Annotated in this window: 13 protein-coding genes; 9 read left to right on the top strand and 4 right to left on the bottom strand. The window is 33.5% G+C overall.

The genetic code is table 11. The features are described 5' to 3' along the window. Nucleotides 1–42: 42 nt before the first annotated feature. On the bottom strand, nucleotides 43–234 hold the full coding sequence (locus MYRA21_RS12865; protein ID WP_006259146.1) for a hypothetical protein: 192 nt from the start codon (nucleotides 232–234) through the stop codon (nucleotides 43–45). Nucleotides 235–440: 206 nt separating this feature from the next. Here MYRA21_RS12865 and MYRA21_RS12860 point away from each other — a divergent pair, with 206 nt between their 5' ends. Next, entirely contained in the window at nucleotides 441–659 is a 219-nt protein-coding gene (locus MYRA21_RS12860) for a DUF2007 domain-containing protein (protein ID WP_039329288.1), read from the top strand. A 56-nt stretch (nucleotides 660–715) separates the two neighbouring features. Here the strand turns inward: MYRA21_RS12860 and MYRA21_RS12855 are convergent, their stop codons facing one another. Then, nucleotides 716–2,644 carry an LTA synthase family protein gene (locus tag MYRA21_RS12855; RefSeq protein WP_006261009.1) on the bottom strand — a complete coding sequence of 643 codons (1,929 nt, stop codon included), beginning with the start codon at nucleotides 2,642–2,644 and terminating at the stop codon, nucleotides 716–718. Between the two features lie 452 nt (nucleotides 2,645–3,096). Further along, nucleotides 3,097–5,022, bottom strand: a complete 1,926-nt coding sequence (locus tag MYRA21_RS12850; RefSeq protein ID WP_006259149.1) for an LTA synthase family protein — start codon at nucleotides 5,020–5,022, stop codon at nucleotides 3,097–3,099. A 616-nt stretch (nucleotides 5,023–5,638) separates the two neighbouring features. Between MYRA21_RS12850 and MYRA21_RS12845 the strand changes: the two genes are divergently transcribed. The 7 genes from MYRA21_RS12845 to MYRA21_RS12815 all read left to right on the top strand — a co-directional run bounded on the left by MYRA21_RS12845 (nucleotide 5,639) and on the right by MYRA21_RS12815 (nucleotide 14,456). After that, entirely contained in the window at nucleotides 5,639–7,414 is a 1,776-nt protein-coding gene (locus MYRA21_RS12845) for a long-chain fatty acid--CoA ligase (protein WP_006263413.1), read from the top strand. 89 nt (nucleotides 7,415–7,503) lie between these two features. After that, nucleotides 7,504–7,941 carry a MarR family winged helix-turn-helix transcriptional regulator gene (locus MYRA21_RS12840; protein ID WP_006259151.1) on the top strand — a complete coding sequence of 146 codons (438 nt, stop codon included), beginning with the start codon at nucleotides 7,504–7,506 and terminating at the stop codon, nucleotides 7,939–7,941. A gap of 55 nt (nucleotides 7,942–7,996) precedes the next feature. After that, nucleotides 7,997–10,402 carry a 3-hydroxyacyl-CoA dehydrogenase/enoyl-CoA hydratase family protein gene (locus tag MYRA21_RS12835; RefSeq protein ID WP_039329286.1) on the top strand — a complete coding sequence of 802 codons (2,406 nt, stop codon included), beginning with the start codon at nucleotides 7,997–7,999 and terminating at the stop codon, nucleotides 10,400–10,402. A 29-nt stretch (nucleotides 10,403–10,431) separates the two neighbouring features. Then, entirely contained in the window at nucleotides 10,432–11,613 is a 1,182-nt protein-coding gene (locus MYRA21_RS12830) for an acetyl-CoA C-acyltransferase (protein WP_006259153.1), read from the top strand. 30 nt (nucleotides 11,614–11,643) lie between these two features. Continuing rightward, the gene (locus MYRA21_RS12825; protein ID WP_006259154.1) at nucleotides 11,644–13,437 is read left to right on the top strand and encodes an acyl-CoA dehydrogenase family protein; all 1,794 of its coding nucleotides are present in this window, start codon (nucleotides 11,644–11,646) and stop codon (nucleotides 13,435–13,437) included. A gap of 255 nt (nucleotides 13,438–13,692) precedes the next feature. Beyond that, complete coding sequence (locus MYRA21_RS12820; RefSeq protein WP_006259155.1) at nucleotides 13,693–14,067, top strand: hypothetical protein; 375 nt, start codon at nucleotides 13,693–13,695, stop codon at nucleotides 14,065–14,067. Between the two features lie 107 nt (nucleotides 14,068–14,174). Further along, nucleotides 14,175–14,456 (top strand): DUF3817 domain-containing protein, encoded by a 282-nt coding sequence (locus MYRA21_RS12815; RefSeq protein ID WP_006259156.1) that lies wholly within the window; start codon nucleotides 14,175–14,177, stop codon nucleotides 14,454–14,456. Between the two features lie 20 nt (nucleotides 14,457–14,476). Here MYRA21_RS12815 and MYRA21_RS12810 read toward each other — a convergent pair whose 3' ends face one another. Continuing rightward, the gene (locus tag MYRA21_RS12810) at nucleotides 14,477–14,902 is read right to left on the bottom strand and encodes an NUDIX hydrolase (RefSeq protein ID WP_006259157.1); all 426 of its coding nucleotides are present in this window, start codon (nucleotides 14,900–14,902) and stop codon (nucleotides 14,477–14,479) included. 164 nt (nucleotides 14,903–15,066) lie between these two features. Here MYRA21_RS12810 and MYRA21_RS12805 point away from each other — a divergent pair, with 164 nt between their 5' ends. After that, nucleotides 15,067–16,296: an OmpA family protein gene (locus tag MYRA21_RS12805; RefSeq protein WP_006259158.1), complete on the top strand. Its 1,230-nt coding sequence runs from the start codon at nucleotides 15,067–15,069 to the stop codon at nucleotides 16,294–16,296. Nucleotides 16,297–16,299 lie beyond the last annotated feature (3 nt).

Below are 16,299 nucleotides of genomic sequence, written 5' to 3'. Positions count from 1 at the left end.
CCTGATAGGATAAGATCTTTTCTACTTCATCTATTCTATTATTTATACAGCCAGTTCCTTTACTATCTGATGCCACATAATAGGTAGGTCTGTAATACTACTCCATTTTTCGAAACCTATATTCTTCACAATCATCACAGCATCTGAAATCTGTTTTTTGGAAGTACTCTTGTTGACAATTGATTGCGCTATACTACTCAATTGACTAAATGCCTTTGTCTCCTCTATTTTCATAATCATTCAGTTTAATGAAACCTCTTCTCTTTTACTTATAATTTATCATTTATAAGATATTTTTTGTTTTATAATTCTTTTATTAAGATACTCCTTTTTAGAGTAATAAAAAAACTTATAGGCTAATTCATTTTGATTTTAACTTATCTTTTTTACTCTCTTAATTAAAAAAGTCATAATTTAGAAAAGAACAAATACAGAAGGTTATGAGTCACAAAAAATTATTTGCTGGCAGTGAGATTATCGTTCTCGCAGTAAGAAATCTCTTAGATGAAAATAATATTCCCTACATAATTAGAGATGATATACAATCAGCTATCGGAATTGGAGCAGGAACGCTTGACAGAGCAGTACATATCTTAGTCGATGAAGAAGACTTAGATAAGGCTAAAAAGTTATTAATCGAAAACGACTTTACAGAGTAAAATAAAAAAGGTTCACAGATTTAACTGTGAACCTTTACTCTTTAGAGAAAACACCTCTATATATCAGATAACTTTCTATTGATAATATGATCAAAATAATCTTGGACGAAAGCCTTACACTTCATTTCTGCCTCTTCCATTTCTTTATTCTTCTCCTTAATCAAGTTTTTAGTAAGCCCTTTATCTTTTATATCATAAAAGCCCGTTACTTTAATTCCATTAAATCGGACAATATAATTACCTGTTTGATAAGTTATTTCGTTAGCTCCATAACTTACTGTAAAACGATCGCTTGTAGTATCGTTAAGTAAACTACTCCCCCAACTTCTAAAAGGTTGATCATAACCGATTAAGTCTAAAATAGTAGGATATATATCCATTTGTTGTGCCAATCGATTATCTACCCCTTTTAACCTCTCATCAGGCGTATAAATCATAATAGGAATAGCAGTTCTATTTACTAATTCCTTATACTTATCATAATAAATCTGATTAGTATGGTCCGCTGTGATAATAAAAATAGTATTCTTAAACCATGGTTCTTTACTACTCTCTTCAAAAAAACGCTTAAACGCATAATCAGTATAACCTATAGGTCCATGTATCTCAAGATTACCTTTGGGAAATTTCCCTATATGCTGTTCTGGTATTCTAAAAGGCTCATGTGAAGATACTGAAAACAATGTTGCGAAAAAAGGTTCTTTCTTCTCGTTTAATGTTTTACTCATAAACTGAAAGAAAGGTTCGTCCCAGATCCCCCATGTACCATCAAAATCATCATCATTATCATACTCAGTCATTCCGTAGTAATGATCATACCCTAATATATTTCCAAATCCTAAAAATCCCATTGAACCATTCACCGCACCATGAAAGAAAGAAGTATCATACCCCTGACTATTCAATATAGACACTACAGATTCTATCTTCTGGTTAGGGAATGGAGAAGAAGTAAAAGCATCCTTAAAAGAAGGAATACCTGCTAGAATAGAAGGAATAGCATGAATCGATTTATACCCATTAGCAAAGGCATTAGGATATATCAAACTATGCTTAGCCAAAGAATCTATAAAAGGAGTGTAGCTCTTATAGTTTGGAATATCTGTCCCTTCATTAAAGGCTCCAATATACTCACGTCCAAAACTCTCCGTTATGAATAATACGATATTAGGAGTACTTGGTTCATTGACATTATATTGTTTTACATCATTAATGTATTTTTCTAATGTCTTTTTATCCATATAGTTCACTTCCTTATAACTACTCTTCCCTATCGTTCTTAAGATTGTGAACGGAGTATTTAAGACTACATCCCCATGCTCTGGCTTAGTAGTATGTCGATTGGCATCTACTATATTTATTGGTCTAGTTTTCTTAGTCACACCTCCTCTTATACCAGAGACTACACCAACTACTGAAATTACTACTATAAAAGCAGTAGATATATAATAGCGACTAGTAGATTCTTCTCTTTTGACAGGTTTTATTTTAACTCTAGTATATAAATAAATCCACAAAGCAGAACATATAAGAAACAAAACTAAAGCATGCCAATAACTAAATAGAAAGTTAAACAATAACGTTGCTTTATTAGACTCATGTTCTAAACTATCCATCACAGCTACGGTGGTTCTAGACTGGATAAATCTATAGTAAATAAGGTCTACAAAGTTAGTAGCATAAGCTAGTAAATTAGGAATGAAATAAGCAAAGAAAACAACTTTCTGATAATTAGGTTTGGTATTTATAAAAACAGGAGCTATTGATAATAAGATGAACAAAATACTCATATAGAATATAGATGCACTATCAAATGATAAGGCGTAAAAAGATAGTGATAAAAATTGTCCAACGGAATCAATGCTTAATAAATCTGCGTTATAAAAATAAAATAACAATCGAGCAATAAAGTAAAAAACAAAAGCAAGAAATAATCTATACAACATCACTTTTACTTCATAGGCTCTAAATTTATTAGAAGTCATAGAATTGTAAGGTTTATATTTAAAAAAAGTTGGGCAAATTTAACCAAAACTCAGCGCTAAAAAGTTAATCTAAAGCAAGTTTAAGATTTACATTTTTTTTTAATACAATTTTCACATAAACACACAATACCAATAACTTACACTTTTAATTTAAATTAATAAATTTATTCATCATCCTGTACAAAAACACCTAATTAAACACTATCATTTCACCCAAATAAACACATATAGACTAACAGCATTATTTTTTAATAATACTAGCTACAATAACGTTTTGTATTAAACTCAACATTAATATTACTAACACAAGATTAATACTTCTTTTAATTTCAAAATTTTTAGATAAAACAATCAAATAACTTCATAAACAAAGAATTACTCCTAAAAACTTTTAATAAAAAAAGTTTCTTAAAAAGAAAATAGCACCTTGATTAAGGTGCTATTTATAATACTTATCTATCTAATCGCTTATCTATAATACGTTCAAAATAGTCTTGAATAAAGGCTTTACACTTTATTTCGAGTCTTTCCATTTCCTTATTCTTTTGACCGATTAAATTTTTCTTTAATCCCTTATCTTTAATATCAAAGAACCCTGTCACCTCTTTCCCATTAAACCTTACGATATAATTTCCTTCTTGGTAAGTGTATTCATTACCTCCATAATTAATCGTATATGGAGTCGTTATTGTATCATTAACTAGACTTCTTCCCCAGCTTCTAAAAGGTTTATCATACCCTATTAGATCTAGTACAGTAGGATAAATATCTATCTGCTGAGCTAATCTCTTATCTACTCCTTTTAATCTCTCATCTGGTGTATAGATAAGTATAGGCACTGCAGTACGATTAACAAGCTCTTTATATTCATCATAGGCGATCTGATTAGTATGATCCGCAGTGATGATAAAAATTGTATTCTTAAACCATGGTTCTTTACTGCTCTCTTCAAAGAATTTCTTAAAAGCATAATCCGTATATCCCACTGTCTTATGGATAGGCACATCTCCTATAGGGAATTTCCCTTCATACTGAGCAGGAATATTAAATGGCTCATGAGAAGACACGGTAAAAATAGTAGCAAAGAAAGGTCCTTTCTTTTCATTTAATGTAGTGCGCATATATTGGAAGAAAGGTTCGTCCCAAATCCCCCAAGTACCATCGAAGTCATCATCATTATTATACTCTGTCTTTCCATAGTAGTGATCATACCCTAAGATATTACCGAATCCTAAGAACCCCATAGACCCGTTAGGAGCACCATGGAAGAAAGATGTATCATATCCTTTAGACTTCAGTGTAGACACTAGTGATTCGATCTTCTGCTTCGGATAAGGCGATGATGTAAATGCATCTTTAAACGAAGGAATACCCGCGATGACAGATGACACACCGTGAATAGACTTATAGCCATTAGCGAATGCATTAGGGAATATTAAACTATGCTGAGAAAGCGAATCTATAAAAGGAGTATAACTCTTATAGTTTTTAATATTCATATCTTTATTAAAAGCTCCTATATACTCACGTCCATAACTTTCTGTGATAAACAATACTATATTAGGAGTGCTAGGTTCATTAGTATGATACTGCTTCACCCCACTTATATTTTGGTTAAGTGTAGCTTCATCCATATATTCTACTTTCTTAAAACTAGTCTTACCGATTGTTCTCAAGATAGCGAATGGAGTATTTAATACAATATCTGCATGTTCTGGTTTCTCTACATGTCGATTTGCGTCTATAATATTCAATGGTCTAGTTGCTTTCTTCAGATCCCCTCTTACTCCTGCCACAAAGCCCACTCCTGTCACAATAATAATCAAGACAGTAGATAACCAATAAGACTTCTTATCCTCAACTTTCAAAAATCGAGTAAACTTCACCTTGGTATACAAGTACACCCATAGCACACATAGTACAATACAAATAAGAAAAACATGCCAATAATTAACCAAGAAGTTAAAAAACAATTGTCCCTTATTTGACTCGTGTTCTAAACTGTCGAAAACAGCTATAGTAGTACGAGCATAAATAAATCTATAGTAAATAAAATCAATAAAATTAGTAGAATACGCTATCAAGTTAGGAATGATATAGGCGTAAAACACGACCTTCTGATACCCTTTTTTTGTATTGATAAATAAAGGCAGAATAGATAATAATATAAATAATATATTTACATAAAAAATAGCCATCCTATCAAACGTGATACCGTGATACGCTAATTCTAAAAACTGACCAAAAGAGTCTACATTTAATAAATCACTATTATAAAAGTAAAATAGTGTACGAGCAATAAAGTAAAAGAAGAAAGCTAAGAATAACCTATACCCCAGTACTAATACTTCATTCAATCGATATCGATTAGAAATCATATTGTTATTTTTTTAAAAACACAAACTTAATCATTTCTATTCGGACTTCTATTAGCATTTAGAAGCATTTTATATCCAAACTAAAGAAAATTTAAGAAAAATTATACCTTTCGTACTAACAACAATCCTCTATAATCTTTATCTAAAGATAGAACATTCTTTTACAAAACATTCTGTCTTCCTACATACATCTCCCTACTAACAACGCGATTAGTAAGATATCACTCCGATATATCTCAATAAATAACGGACTCACTACGGACTCATAACGGACTCACTACGGACTTACCTACTATAATTATATAGTGATAATAGGGCGATACAGCATACCCAATCTCTTAAGGACACTAATATTCAATAATAGTTTTCAGTGATTATATCAAAATATAATGAAGTGTCTACTTATTTTTTTACTATATTTATAAAAGTTGATTTACAATGACTTAAGCTCTAAGTACAATCATCATCAAGCACAATATAGAAAATGAATAATGTAGTTTAGTAGAAAATCAACTACGAGAATTGCAAATAAACCAGATAAAAATTGCTAAGTACATACTAAATACGAGAAATCTTATATTTTTTTTGTACTTTGCGTTAGCTAATTAATGATAATATGGTAAATCCTACAAGACTTTTTGATATTCCTTATTTGCAGAATGAACACTTTCCTCTGGCTGCAGCTTTAGTTACTAAGGTGAACGGAGTATGGGAAAAAACATCCTCACAGGAGTATATAGATAAGGCTAATATGGTTTCGCGTGCCTTACTACGTCTAGGCATAGAAGCAAATGATAAAATAGCTGTCATCTCTACTAATAACCAAACTAAATGGAATCTTTTAGATATTGGTATTTTACAAATTGGCGCTCAGAATGTGCCTATCTATCCTACCATTGCAGCTGAAGACTATCAGTACATTCTTAGTCATGCAGAAGCAAAATACTGTGTAGTATCAGATCAAGAAATTTATAACAAATTAATAAGTGTTAAAGATCAACTACCACTTCTACAAGGTATTTGTTCTTTTGAACATATAGAAGGATGCAAAACTTTTGATGAGATTCTTGAATTAGGAAGAGATACTTCTAATCAAGAAGAAGTGGATCGCATTAAAGATTCTATCACACCAGATCACTTAGCTACGCTAATCTACACCTCTGGTACTACGGGTAGACCTAAAGGTGTGATGCTGTCTCATAATAACATCTTATCTAATGTAATAGGTAGCTGGGATAGAGTTCCTTTTGGACGTGAAGATCACTATAAAGCACTTAGTTTCTTACCACTGTGCCACGTATTCGAAAGAATGCTGATTTATCTTTACCAATTCTCAGGTACTTCTATTTACTATGCGGAATCTATTGATAAAATGGGAGATAACTTAAAAGAAGTTAGTCCTAATGTCATGACAGTAGTACCGCGTTTATTAGAAAAAGTATATGATAAAATCTTTGCTAAAGGATCTTCTCTTACTGGTATTAAAAAACGTATTTTCTTCTGGGCTCTTGAACTAGGATTCCAATATAAACCATATAATAGAAGCGCCTTCTATAACTTCCAACTAAAAATAGCTAGAAAACTAGTATTTAGTAAATGGCAAGAAGGACTAGGAGGTCAAATGAAAATCATTGTTTCTGGTAGTGCTCCACTTCAGGCTCGCCTATCTAAAGTATTCAATGCTGCTGGTATTCCTGTAATGGAAGGATATGGTCTTACTGAGACTTCTCCTGTTATATCAGTAAACGATGCTCGTAATGGAGGATTGAGATTTGGTACAGTAGGTCGCCCTTTAAGTAATGTGGAGGTAAAAATAGCAGAAGACGGAGAGATCTTATGTAAAGCTCCTAACGTGATGATGGGGTACTTTAAAGACGAAGAGAAAACAAATAGTGTTATTAAAGATGGGTATTTCCATACAGAGGACATTGGTAAAATAGACGAAGATGGTTTCTTACACATCACTGACCGTAAAAAAGAAATGTTCAAAACATCTGGAGGTAAATATGTAGCTCCTCAGATGATTGAAAATATGATGAAACAGTCTCGCTTTATCGAACAAATCATGGTTATCGGTGAAGGAGAAAAGATGCCTGCTGCTTTTATTCAGATAGATTTTGACTTCGTTAAAGAATGGGCACGTCGAAAAAGATATGATATCGGTACTACTAACGAAGAAATAGCAACGAATCAAAAAGTTATCGACCGCGTTGCAGAAGAAGTAGAAGCTGTAAATAAAAAATTCGGTAAATGGGAACAAGTGAAGAAGTTCGAACTTACTCCTGATGTGTGGAGCATTGACAGTGAGCACTTAACCCCTACTCTAAAACTTCGTAGACGTATTATTCTTGAGAAACATAAAGACTTATACGACAAGATTTACAGAAGTTAATGACACAAAAAATCACTTAATCAAGAAATATTTCAAAAATAGTATGCGTGCATACTATTTTTTTTTATATTTGAATTATTCTAAATGGTATGAAGAACACAACAATCGATTATATACTTAGAGCAACATGGCAGGCAGTGGCTAGAATGTATAATGAAGAAGCTGCTAAATACGATGCGACAATGTCACTTGCATTTGCACTACTAAGTATAGATAAAGAAGGTACTCCTTCTACTCTACTAGGACCAAATATGGGTATGGAAGCTACGAGTCTTACTCGTACTCTAAAAAAATTAGAAGAAAATAAATTAATCACACGTGAAAAGAACCCTAATGATGGCCGTGGTGTGATTATAAAATTAACTCCTCTAGGCTTAGAGAAAAGAGAATTATCTAAAGCAAAAGTGAAACGCTTTAACGAAAAAATTCGAACTCAAATATCAGAGGAGAAAATTCAGCACTTTATGGAAGTAACTGAAGTTATCAATCAGTTAATCAACGACAAAAGTATATTTGAAGACAAATAATTTTTGTACCTTAAGAGAGTTAAATAATAGTATTAAAAACCAAAGAACAATAAATATGAAAAGAATAATTAAAAAGGTAGCCGTAGTAGGATCTGGTGTAATGGGATCAGCTATTGCTTGTCATTTTGCAAATATCGGATTAGAAGTATTGCTTCTTGACATTGTACCTAGAGAATTAACTCCTGAAGAGGAAAAGAAAGGTCTTACCCTAGAAAGTAAGATTGTTAGAAATAAAATAGCAAGTACTCACTTAGCTAATGCACTAAAATCTAAACCTGCTCCTATTTATTCTCAAGCTTTTGCTTCACGCATCGCTACAGGAAATATAGAAGATGATTTAGTAAAAATAAAAGATTGCGACTGGGTAATCGAAGTGGTAATCGAAAGATTAGACATTAAGAAATCTGTATTCGAGCAAATCGAGAAATACAGAAAACCAGGTTCATTAATTACATCTAATACATCTGGTATCCCAATGAAATTAATGGTAGAAGGCCGTTCAGAAGATTTCCAAAAACACTTCTGTGGAACACACTTCTTTAACCCACCTAGATATTTACAATTATTCGAAATCATTCCTGGTCCTCATACAGCTCCAGAAGTTATCGAATTCTTCCAAAAATATAGTAGCTTATACTTAGGTAAAACACCTGTATTATGTAAAGATACTCCTGGCTTTATCGGTAACCGTATCGGTGTATACTCTATGGCGATGGTAATGCAGTTGGCACAAGAGATTGGGTTGACTATTGAAGAAGCTGATACATTAACAGGTTCTATCCTAGGTCGTCCTAAGACTGGTACATTTAAACTAGGTGATTTAGTAGGTCTTGATACTGCTATTAACGTAACAAATGGCTTAAAACAAAACTGTCCTCATGACGCTATGATCCAAGAGGTGAAAGACAGTAAACCTTTAAACTTCCTATTAGAAAACAAATTCTTAGGTGATAAGTCAAGAAAAGGATTCTATTATAAAGAAGTAGACAAAGAGGGAAAAACAAATCGCTTCGCTCTTGACCTAGAAAAATTAGAATATCGTCCATTAGAACGTGCTAAGATTGCTGTACTAGAAACAGCAAAACAAGCTGGAGGTACTAAAGCTAAATTAGCTTTACTATTAGCAGATCAGACAAAAGCAGGTGAATTAATCAGAAAACACTTTGCTTCATTATTCGCTTACGTTTCTCAACGTGTTCCAGAAATTACAGATACCCTATTCCCTATCGATGACGCGATGCGTACAGGATATGCATGGAAGTATGGACCGTTCCAAACTTGGGACTTAGTAGGTCTTGAAAAAGGTATTGCTTTAATTGAAAAAGAAGGCTATACAGTAGCTGATTGGGTTAAAGAATTAGCTGCATCTGGAGCAAAGAGTTTCTATAAAGTAGAGAATGGTAAAAAGTTATTCTACAATCAAAACACTAAAACATTTGAACCAATCCCTGGACAAGATGCATTCATTATCTTAGACAATATTAGAACAGCTAATAAAGTGTGGGGTAATAGTGAAGCATCACTTATTGACTTAGGTGATGGTATCGTGAACTTAGAATTCCACTCAAAAATGAATACCATCGGTGGTGGTGTTTTAGCCGGATTAAACAAAGCTATTGAAATTGCAGAAAAAGACTTCCAAGGACTAGTAGTAGGAAACCAAGGTAGTAACTTCTCAGTAGGTGCTAACTTAATGATGATTTTCATGATGGCTGCAGAGCAAGATTGGGATGAATTAAATATCGCTATCAAAACGTTCCAAGATACGATGATGAAAATGCGTTACTCTGGTATTCCAGTGGTTGCTGCTCCTCATGGTATGACATTCGGTGGTGGATGTGAGTTAAGCTTACACGCTGATAAGGTAGTCGCTGCTGCTGAAACCTATATCGGACTGGTTGAATTCGGTGTAGGACTTATTCCTGGTGGAGGTGGTTCTAAAGAGATGACAGTAAGAGCGTCTGATCTATACCGCAAAAACGATGTGGAATTAAATACACTACAAGAGCACTTCTTAACAATCGGTATGGCGAAAGTAGCTACCTCTGCTCAAGAAGCTTTTGACTTAAATATATTACAAAAAGGTAAAGATGTAGTAGTTGTAAATAAAGACTTACAATTAGCACAAGCGAAACGTGAGGCTTTAGTATTAGCTCAAGCTGGGTACACTCAGCCTGCTAAACGCAAAGATATTAAAGTACTAGGTCGTCAGGCTTTAGGTATGTTCTTAGTAGGAACTGACAGTATGATGGCTGGTAAATACATCTCTGAACACGATCGTAAAATAGCTAACAAATTAGCATATGTTATGGCTGGAGGAGATTTATCAGAAGCTACTTTAGTGACTGAACAATACTTACTAGATCTAGAAAGAGAAGCATTCTTATCACTATGTGGAGAGCGCAAAACTCTAGAAAGAATCCAGTATATGTTGAAAAATGGTAAACCATTAAGAAACTAATCTTTAACCAATTAAAAACGACAAAGAATATGAAAACTGCATATATAGTACAAGGATATAGAACAGCTGTAGGTAAAGCTCCTAAAGGAGTATTCAGATTTAAAAGACCTGATGAACTTGCTGCTGAAACTATTGAATATTTAATGAGTAAACTACCTGAATTTGACAAATCACGTATTGATGATGTTATGGTAGGTAACGCTATGCCTGAGGCTGAACAAGGATTAAACATGGGACGTCTAATCTCTCTTATGGGATTAAAAATAGATGATGTACCTGGAGTTACAGTAAATAGATACTGTGCATCTGGTATAGAAACTATTGGAATGGCTGTTGCTAAAATCCAAGCTGGTATGGCTGATTGTATTATCGCTGGTGGAGCAGAAAGTATGAGTTATATCCCTATGGGAGGATACAAACCAACTCCTGATTATGGTGTAGCAAAAGAAGGACACGAAGATTACTACTGGGGAATGGGATTAACAGCTGAAGCGGTAGCCCATCAATTTAAAGTTTCTCGTGAAGATCAAGATGAGTTTGCTTTTAACTCTCATATGAAAGCTTTAAAAGCACAAGCAGATGGAAAATTTGATGATCAAATTGTTCCAATCAACATTAATGAAGTATTCATTAACGAAAAAGGTAAAAAAGATAGCAAATCATATACAATCACTAAAGATGAAGGCCCTAGAGCAGGAACTTCTATTGAGGCTTTAGCAAAACTAAGACCTGTATTTGCTGCTGATGGATCTGTAACAGCAGGTAACTCTTCTCAAATGAGTGATGGTGCTGCATTCGTTATGGTGATGTCAGAAGAAATGGTTAAAGAATTAAACATTGAGCCTATCGCTCGTATGGTTAATTATGCTGCAGCTGGTGTAGAACCACGCATCATGGGTATTGGTCCAGTAAAAGCTATTCCAAAAGCTTTAAAACAAGCTGGGTTACAACTAAAAGATATAGACCTATTCGAATTAAATGAAGCTTTTGCCTCTCAGTCATTAGCTGTAATTAGAGAACTAGGTATCAACCCTGATATCGTCAATGTAAACGGTGGTGCTATTGCGTTAGGACACCCTCTAGGATGTACAGGTGCTAAACTATCAGTACAACTATTTGATGAAATGAAACGTCGTGGATCTAAATACGGAATGGTAACGATGTGTGTCGGTACAGGACAAGGTGCTGCAGGAATCTATGAACTATTATAAAAGCTATTAACCCAATAAACGAAATATATTATGAGTAAAGATATCACAAGAGGAGGACAATTTTTAATTAAAGAAACTAAATACCAAGACGTATTTACTCCTGAAGACTTCACAGAAGAACAAATCATGATGCGTGATTCTGTAAAAGAATTCATTGATAAAGAAATATGGCCAAACAAAGAAAAGTTTGAGAAAAAAGATTACGCTTTCACAGAAGCTTCTATGCGTAAAGCTGGAGAATTAGGATTATTAGGTGTTGCTGTACCAGAAGCTTATGGAGGATTAGAAATGGGGTTCATTTCTACAATGCTGGTATGTGATTATATTTCAGGAGCAACAGGTTCTTTCTCAACTGCCTTTGGTGCTCATACAGGAATTGGTACAATGCCAATTACATTATATGGTAACGAAGAACAAAAGAAAAAATACGTTCCAAAATTAGCTTCAGGAGAATGGTTTGGTGCTTACTGTTTAACAGAACCAGATGCTGGATCTGATGCTAACTCAGGTAAAACAAAAGCTGTCTTATCAGCTGATGGGAAACACTACTCTATCACAGGACAAAAAATGTGGATCTCTAATGCTGGTTTTTGTAATGTATTTATCGTATTTGCACGTATAGAAGATGATAAAAATATCACAGGATTTATCGTAGAAAACGATCCTAGCAATGGAATTACTTTAGGAGAAGAAGAACACAAATTAGGTATTAGAGCATCTTCTACTCGTCAGGTATTCTTCAGTGAAACAAAAGTTCCTGTGGAAAATATGCTTTCAGAAAGAGGAAACGGTTTCAAGATTGCAATGAATGCATTAAACGTAGGACGTATTAAATTAGCTGCTGCTTGTTTAGATTCTCAACGCCGTTTAATCACGCAATCAGTAAAATATGCTAATGAGCGTATCCAATTTAAAACACCAATTTCTACTTTTGGTGCTATTCGCACTAAACTAGCAGAGATGGCTACAAATGCTTATGTAGGTGAAGCTGCTTCATATAGAGCTGCTGCTTCTATTGAAGAAAGAATTAACCAACGTGTTGCTGAAGGAAATTCACATCAAGAGGCTGAATTAAAAGGAGTAGAAGAATTCGCTATTGAGTGTTCTATCCTTAAAGTAGCAGTGTCAGAAGATGTTCAATCATGTGCTGATGAAGGAATCCAAATCTTCGGAGGAATGGGATTCTCAGAAGACACACCTATGGAAAGTGCATGGAGAGATGCTCGTATATCTCGTATCTATGAAGGAACAAACGAGATTAACCGTATGCTAGCAGTTGGAATGTTAATCAAAAAAGCAATGAAAGGACATGTAGATTTATTAGGTCCTGCTATGAAAGTAGCTGATGAATTAATGAGTATACCAAGCTTTGATGTACCTGATTATTCTGAATTATTTGCAGAAGAGAAAGAAATGATCAGCAAACTGAAACAAGCTTTCTTAATGGTAGCTGGTAGTGCTGTTCAAAAATATGGTCCAGACCTAGATAAACACCAAGCATTATTAATGGCTGCTTCTGATATGATGATTGAAATTTATATGGCAGAAAGTGCTATCCTTAGAACTGAGAAATTAGCGAAGTTAAAAGGAGAAGAGAATATCAAAGAACAAATCGCTATGGCTCAATTATACTTATACCACGCTGTAGATATCATCGGAGCAAAAGGAAAAGAAGGTATCGCTTCTTTTGCTGAAGGTGATGAACAACGTGTAATGCTAATGGGACTACGCAGATTTACAAAATATGTAAACTTACCAAATGTAAATGCACTTAGAGAAACTATTGCAACGAAATTGGTAGAGTCAAACGAATATGTATTCTAGTACGAATACAAACGATTTGGTTTAGTTTGTTTGAAAAAAACCGCTACTTTTCTTATGAAAAGGGCGGTTTTTTATTTTATAACACAAATAAGAAACCTTTCTATCATCTTAAAAAAGAAACAATTCATAAATAAAAAACGAAAAATCAGCACTTTGCAAAAATTTGTTCAAAATATTTCATCTTTTGTTTCACTATAATCATCTAAAAAGTTTACTTTTGCACCATAATTTTTTTATACTTAAAAGATATTTACTGTGGAAAACGCAAATGCTTTAAAATTGATTAAAAAGATTCAATCAGATTTAATTTCTGATGGTCTTGTTGTAGAAAACATTGTAGCAGATTTACAAAAACTTAGAGAGTTTGCTCTACTTGAAGAAAAACCAGTGTTAGTTAAATCTATTCGTTTAGCTTATGAGCACATTCAAAACAACAAAGCTTTTTTAATTGCAATACCATCTGATGAGCCGATCGAAGAAGAAGGAGAAGAAGGGGCAACTGCAGTTGAGAAAGAATCTAAGAATGACTTAGAAAGTTTACAGTACTTATTATCTTTATACAAAGACATTAATAACAAACATAACTTAGAAGACTTAAAAGATTACAACAATCGTTTATTAGATTTCTAATTAAAATGTTAATCTAAATATAAAAGCCTATCAGAACTCCTGTTAGGCTTTTTTTGTTTCTATTTTAAAACTATATTAGCATACTTAAAACTTCTAATTTAATTAAGATGCTAAAGACATTTAAAATTGTTGCGCTGCTTGAAGGTTTATCTCTACTAGCACTTTTGTTTATCGCTATGCCCTTAAAATACTTTCTACACAAACCAGAAATGGTAAGTAAAGTCGGAATGGCACATGGAGTATTGTTTATACTATATATAGTAATGGCTACAGTACTTAAAAGTGATGAAAAATGGAGTATGAAAAAGTATGGCCTTATCTGTCTAGCTTCAATTGTTCCATTTGGTACTTTTATCATGGAAAAAAAACTTCTTGAAAGTAAAGCATAAAAAAATAAGTCTGTACAGACTTATTTTTTTTTATATATATCTACCGCATCAGTTATAATATCTAAATGATCAAAAGCTAACTGTGGTAAATCATCTATATTAAACCATTTCAATTCTTTAGCGTCATCAGCAGCTTCACCAATAACCCCCTCTCCTACTTCTGCCCAAAAAGCTACAGTCACCATGTGCGATCTTGGATCTCTAAAAGGTTTCCCATATGCTTTAATTTGAGTAAGTTGATTCAGGTCGATTGACGTTTCTTCACGTAATTCACGCTTTGCTGCAATCTCTAAATCTTCATTTTCGTCTACAAAACCACCAGGTAAAGCCCAATAATCACGAAACGGTTCATTTTTGCGCTTTATTAATAATATCTGTGAAATATTTAAATATTTTTTAAACAATACTACATCTACAGTAACGAATATCTTCGAAACATATCCCATATTATACAATTTTTATGAAACAAAAGTACTAAAACTATCCTTTTTTACAAAAAAACAACATTTTATCTTTCTATTACAAATCTTTGCCTTATATTTGCTCCATAAGCGATTAGTAAAAAAACTGATTATTTTAATCATGTTTAATGGAAATTAAAAAGACAACTATGAAAAAATTAACATTACCGTTATTGGCTTCTGTATTAGCTTTTGGTGCTGTTCATGCTCAAAGTCCTTACAACAAATGGTCTATTGACTTAAATGGAGGATTTGCTAAACCAGCTAGAGCAGGTCAATCTGCTGAAACATTCAAAAACTTACACTTAGATGGAGGTGTACGTTATAGCTTAAACAACAAATTTGGTATTAAAGCTTCTTTTGGCTATGATAAATTAGACAACTGGACTAATGATGCTGATTTAAACACTAACCACTACAGAACAAGCTTAGAAGGGGTTGTTAACGTTGGAAGACTTTTAAACTTCGAAACTTGGACTAAAGTATTAAACGTACAAGCTCACGCTGGGGGAGGTTACTCTTGGATGAACGGAGATGCATTCTCTGGAACAGACAATATGGGACACTTAATGGCTGGATTAACTGGTCAAATTAAAGTTCACCCACGTGTTGCATTAAACGCAGACTTTACAGTTATTCAAAACTTAGAGCAAAACAAAAACTGGAATGGTGTAGGTACAACTAACCGTTCTATCGCTCAAGGAACTATGTTTAACGCTTCTGTTGGAGTTTCTATCTATTTAGGTAAAAATGCTCAACACGCTGATTGGTATACTGAAGCAGAACAAGAAAATGCTTTATTAGCTGAATTAGACGGAAGAGTATCTAAAGTAGAAAGCATGTTAGTTGACTCTGATGGAGACGGTGTGCCAGATTACTTAGATCTAGAGCCTAATACACCAGCTGGTGCTTTAGTTGATTCTAGAGGTAGAAATATCGATAAAAACAACAACGGTATCGCTGATAACATCGAAGCTTTCATCGCTGAGAAATATGGTAACCAACCAGAGCAAGCTGTTGCAGGTAACGATTCTAACATGATTAAAGAATTAATCAACAAAGGATATGTTGCTGCTTATTTTGACTTTGATAAAACTCAACCAACAAACGTTGACGGAATCAATTTCATCGTTAACTACTTAAAAGCTAATCCAAATGCTTCTGTTGAAGTTATGGGTTATGCTGATGCAGTAGGAAACAAATCTTACAACAATAAGTTATCTGAAAGACGTGCTAACGCAGTTAAAGATATCTTAGTTAAATCTGGAGTTAGTGCTTCTAAAGTTTCTGCTAAAGGAAACGGAATCGATGACGCAGTGTCTAAAGATTCAGCTGCAGCTCGTAGAATTGCAAGAAAAGTTGTATTCAAAATTAACTAAATT

Origin of the sequence: Myroides sp. A21, from assembly GCF_000807225.1 — a bacterium.
GTDB lineage: Bacteria > Bacteroidota > Bacteroidia > Flavobacteriales > Flavobacteriaceae > Flavobacterium > Flavobacterium odoratimimum.
Note: the sequence above shows the minus strand (reverse complement) of the source record. Positions and strands in the feature narration are given on the sequence as shown.

Coding starts and splice junctions, on each gene's coding strand:
- MYRA21_RS12865 (WP_006259146.1), bottom strand. CDS start 234: ATGAAAATAGAGGAGACAAAGGCATTTAGTCAATTGAGTAGTATAGCG.
- MYRA21_RS12860 (WP_039329288.1), top strand. CDS start 441: ATGAGTCACAAAAAATTATTTGCTGGCAGTGAGATTATCGTTCTCGCA.
- MYRA21_RS12855 (WP_006261009.1), bottom strand. CDS start 2,644: ATGACTTCTAATAAATTTAGAGCCTATGAAGTAAAAGTGATGTTGTAT.
- MYRA21_RS12850 (WP_006259149.1), bottom strand. CDS start 5,022: ATGATTTCTAATCGATATCGATTGAATGAAGTATTAGTACTGGGGTAT.
- MYRA21_RS12845 (WP_006263413.1), top strand. CDS start 5,639: ATGGTAAATCCTACAAGACTTTTTGATATTCCTTATTTGCAGAATGAA.
- MYRA21_RS12840 (WP_006259151.1), top strand. CDS start 7,504: ATGAAGAACACAACAATCGATTATATACTTAGAGCAACATGGCAGGCA.
- MYRA21_RS12835 (WP_039329286.1), top strand. CDS start 7,997: ATGAAAAGAATAATTAAAAAGGTAGCCGTAGTAGGATCTGGTGTAATG.
- MYRA21_RS12830 (WP_006259153.1), top strand. CDS start 10,432: ATGAAAACTGCATATATAGTACAAGGATATAGAACAGCTGTAGGTAAA.
- MYRA21_RS12825 (WP_006259154.1), top strand. CDS start 11,644: ATGAGTAAAGATATCACAAGAGGAGGACAATTTTTAATTAAAGAAACT.
- MYRA21_RS12815 (WP_006259156.1), top strand. CDS start 14,175: ATGCTAAAGACATTTAAAATTGTTGCGCTGCTTGAAGGTTTATCTCTA.
- MYRA21_RS12810 (WP_006259157.1), bottom strand. CDS start 14,902: ATGGGATATGTTTCGAAGATATTCGTTACTGTAGATGTAGTATTGTTT.
- MYRA21_RS12805 (WP_006259158.1), top strand. CDS start 15,067: ATGAAAAAATTAACATTACCGTTATTGGCTTCTGTATTAGCTTTTGGT.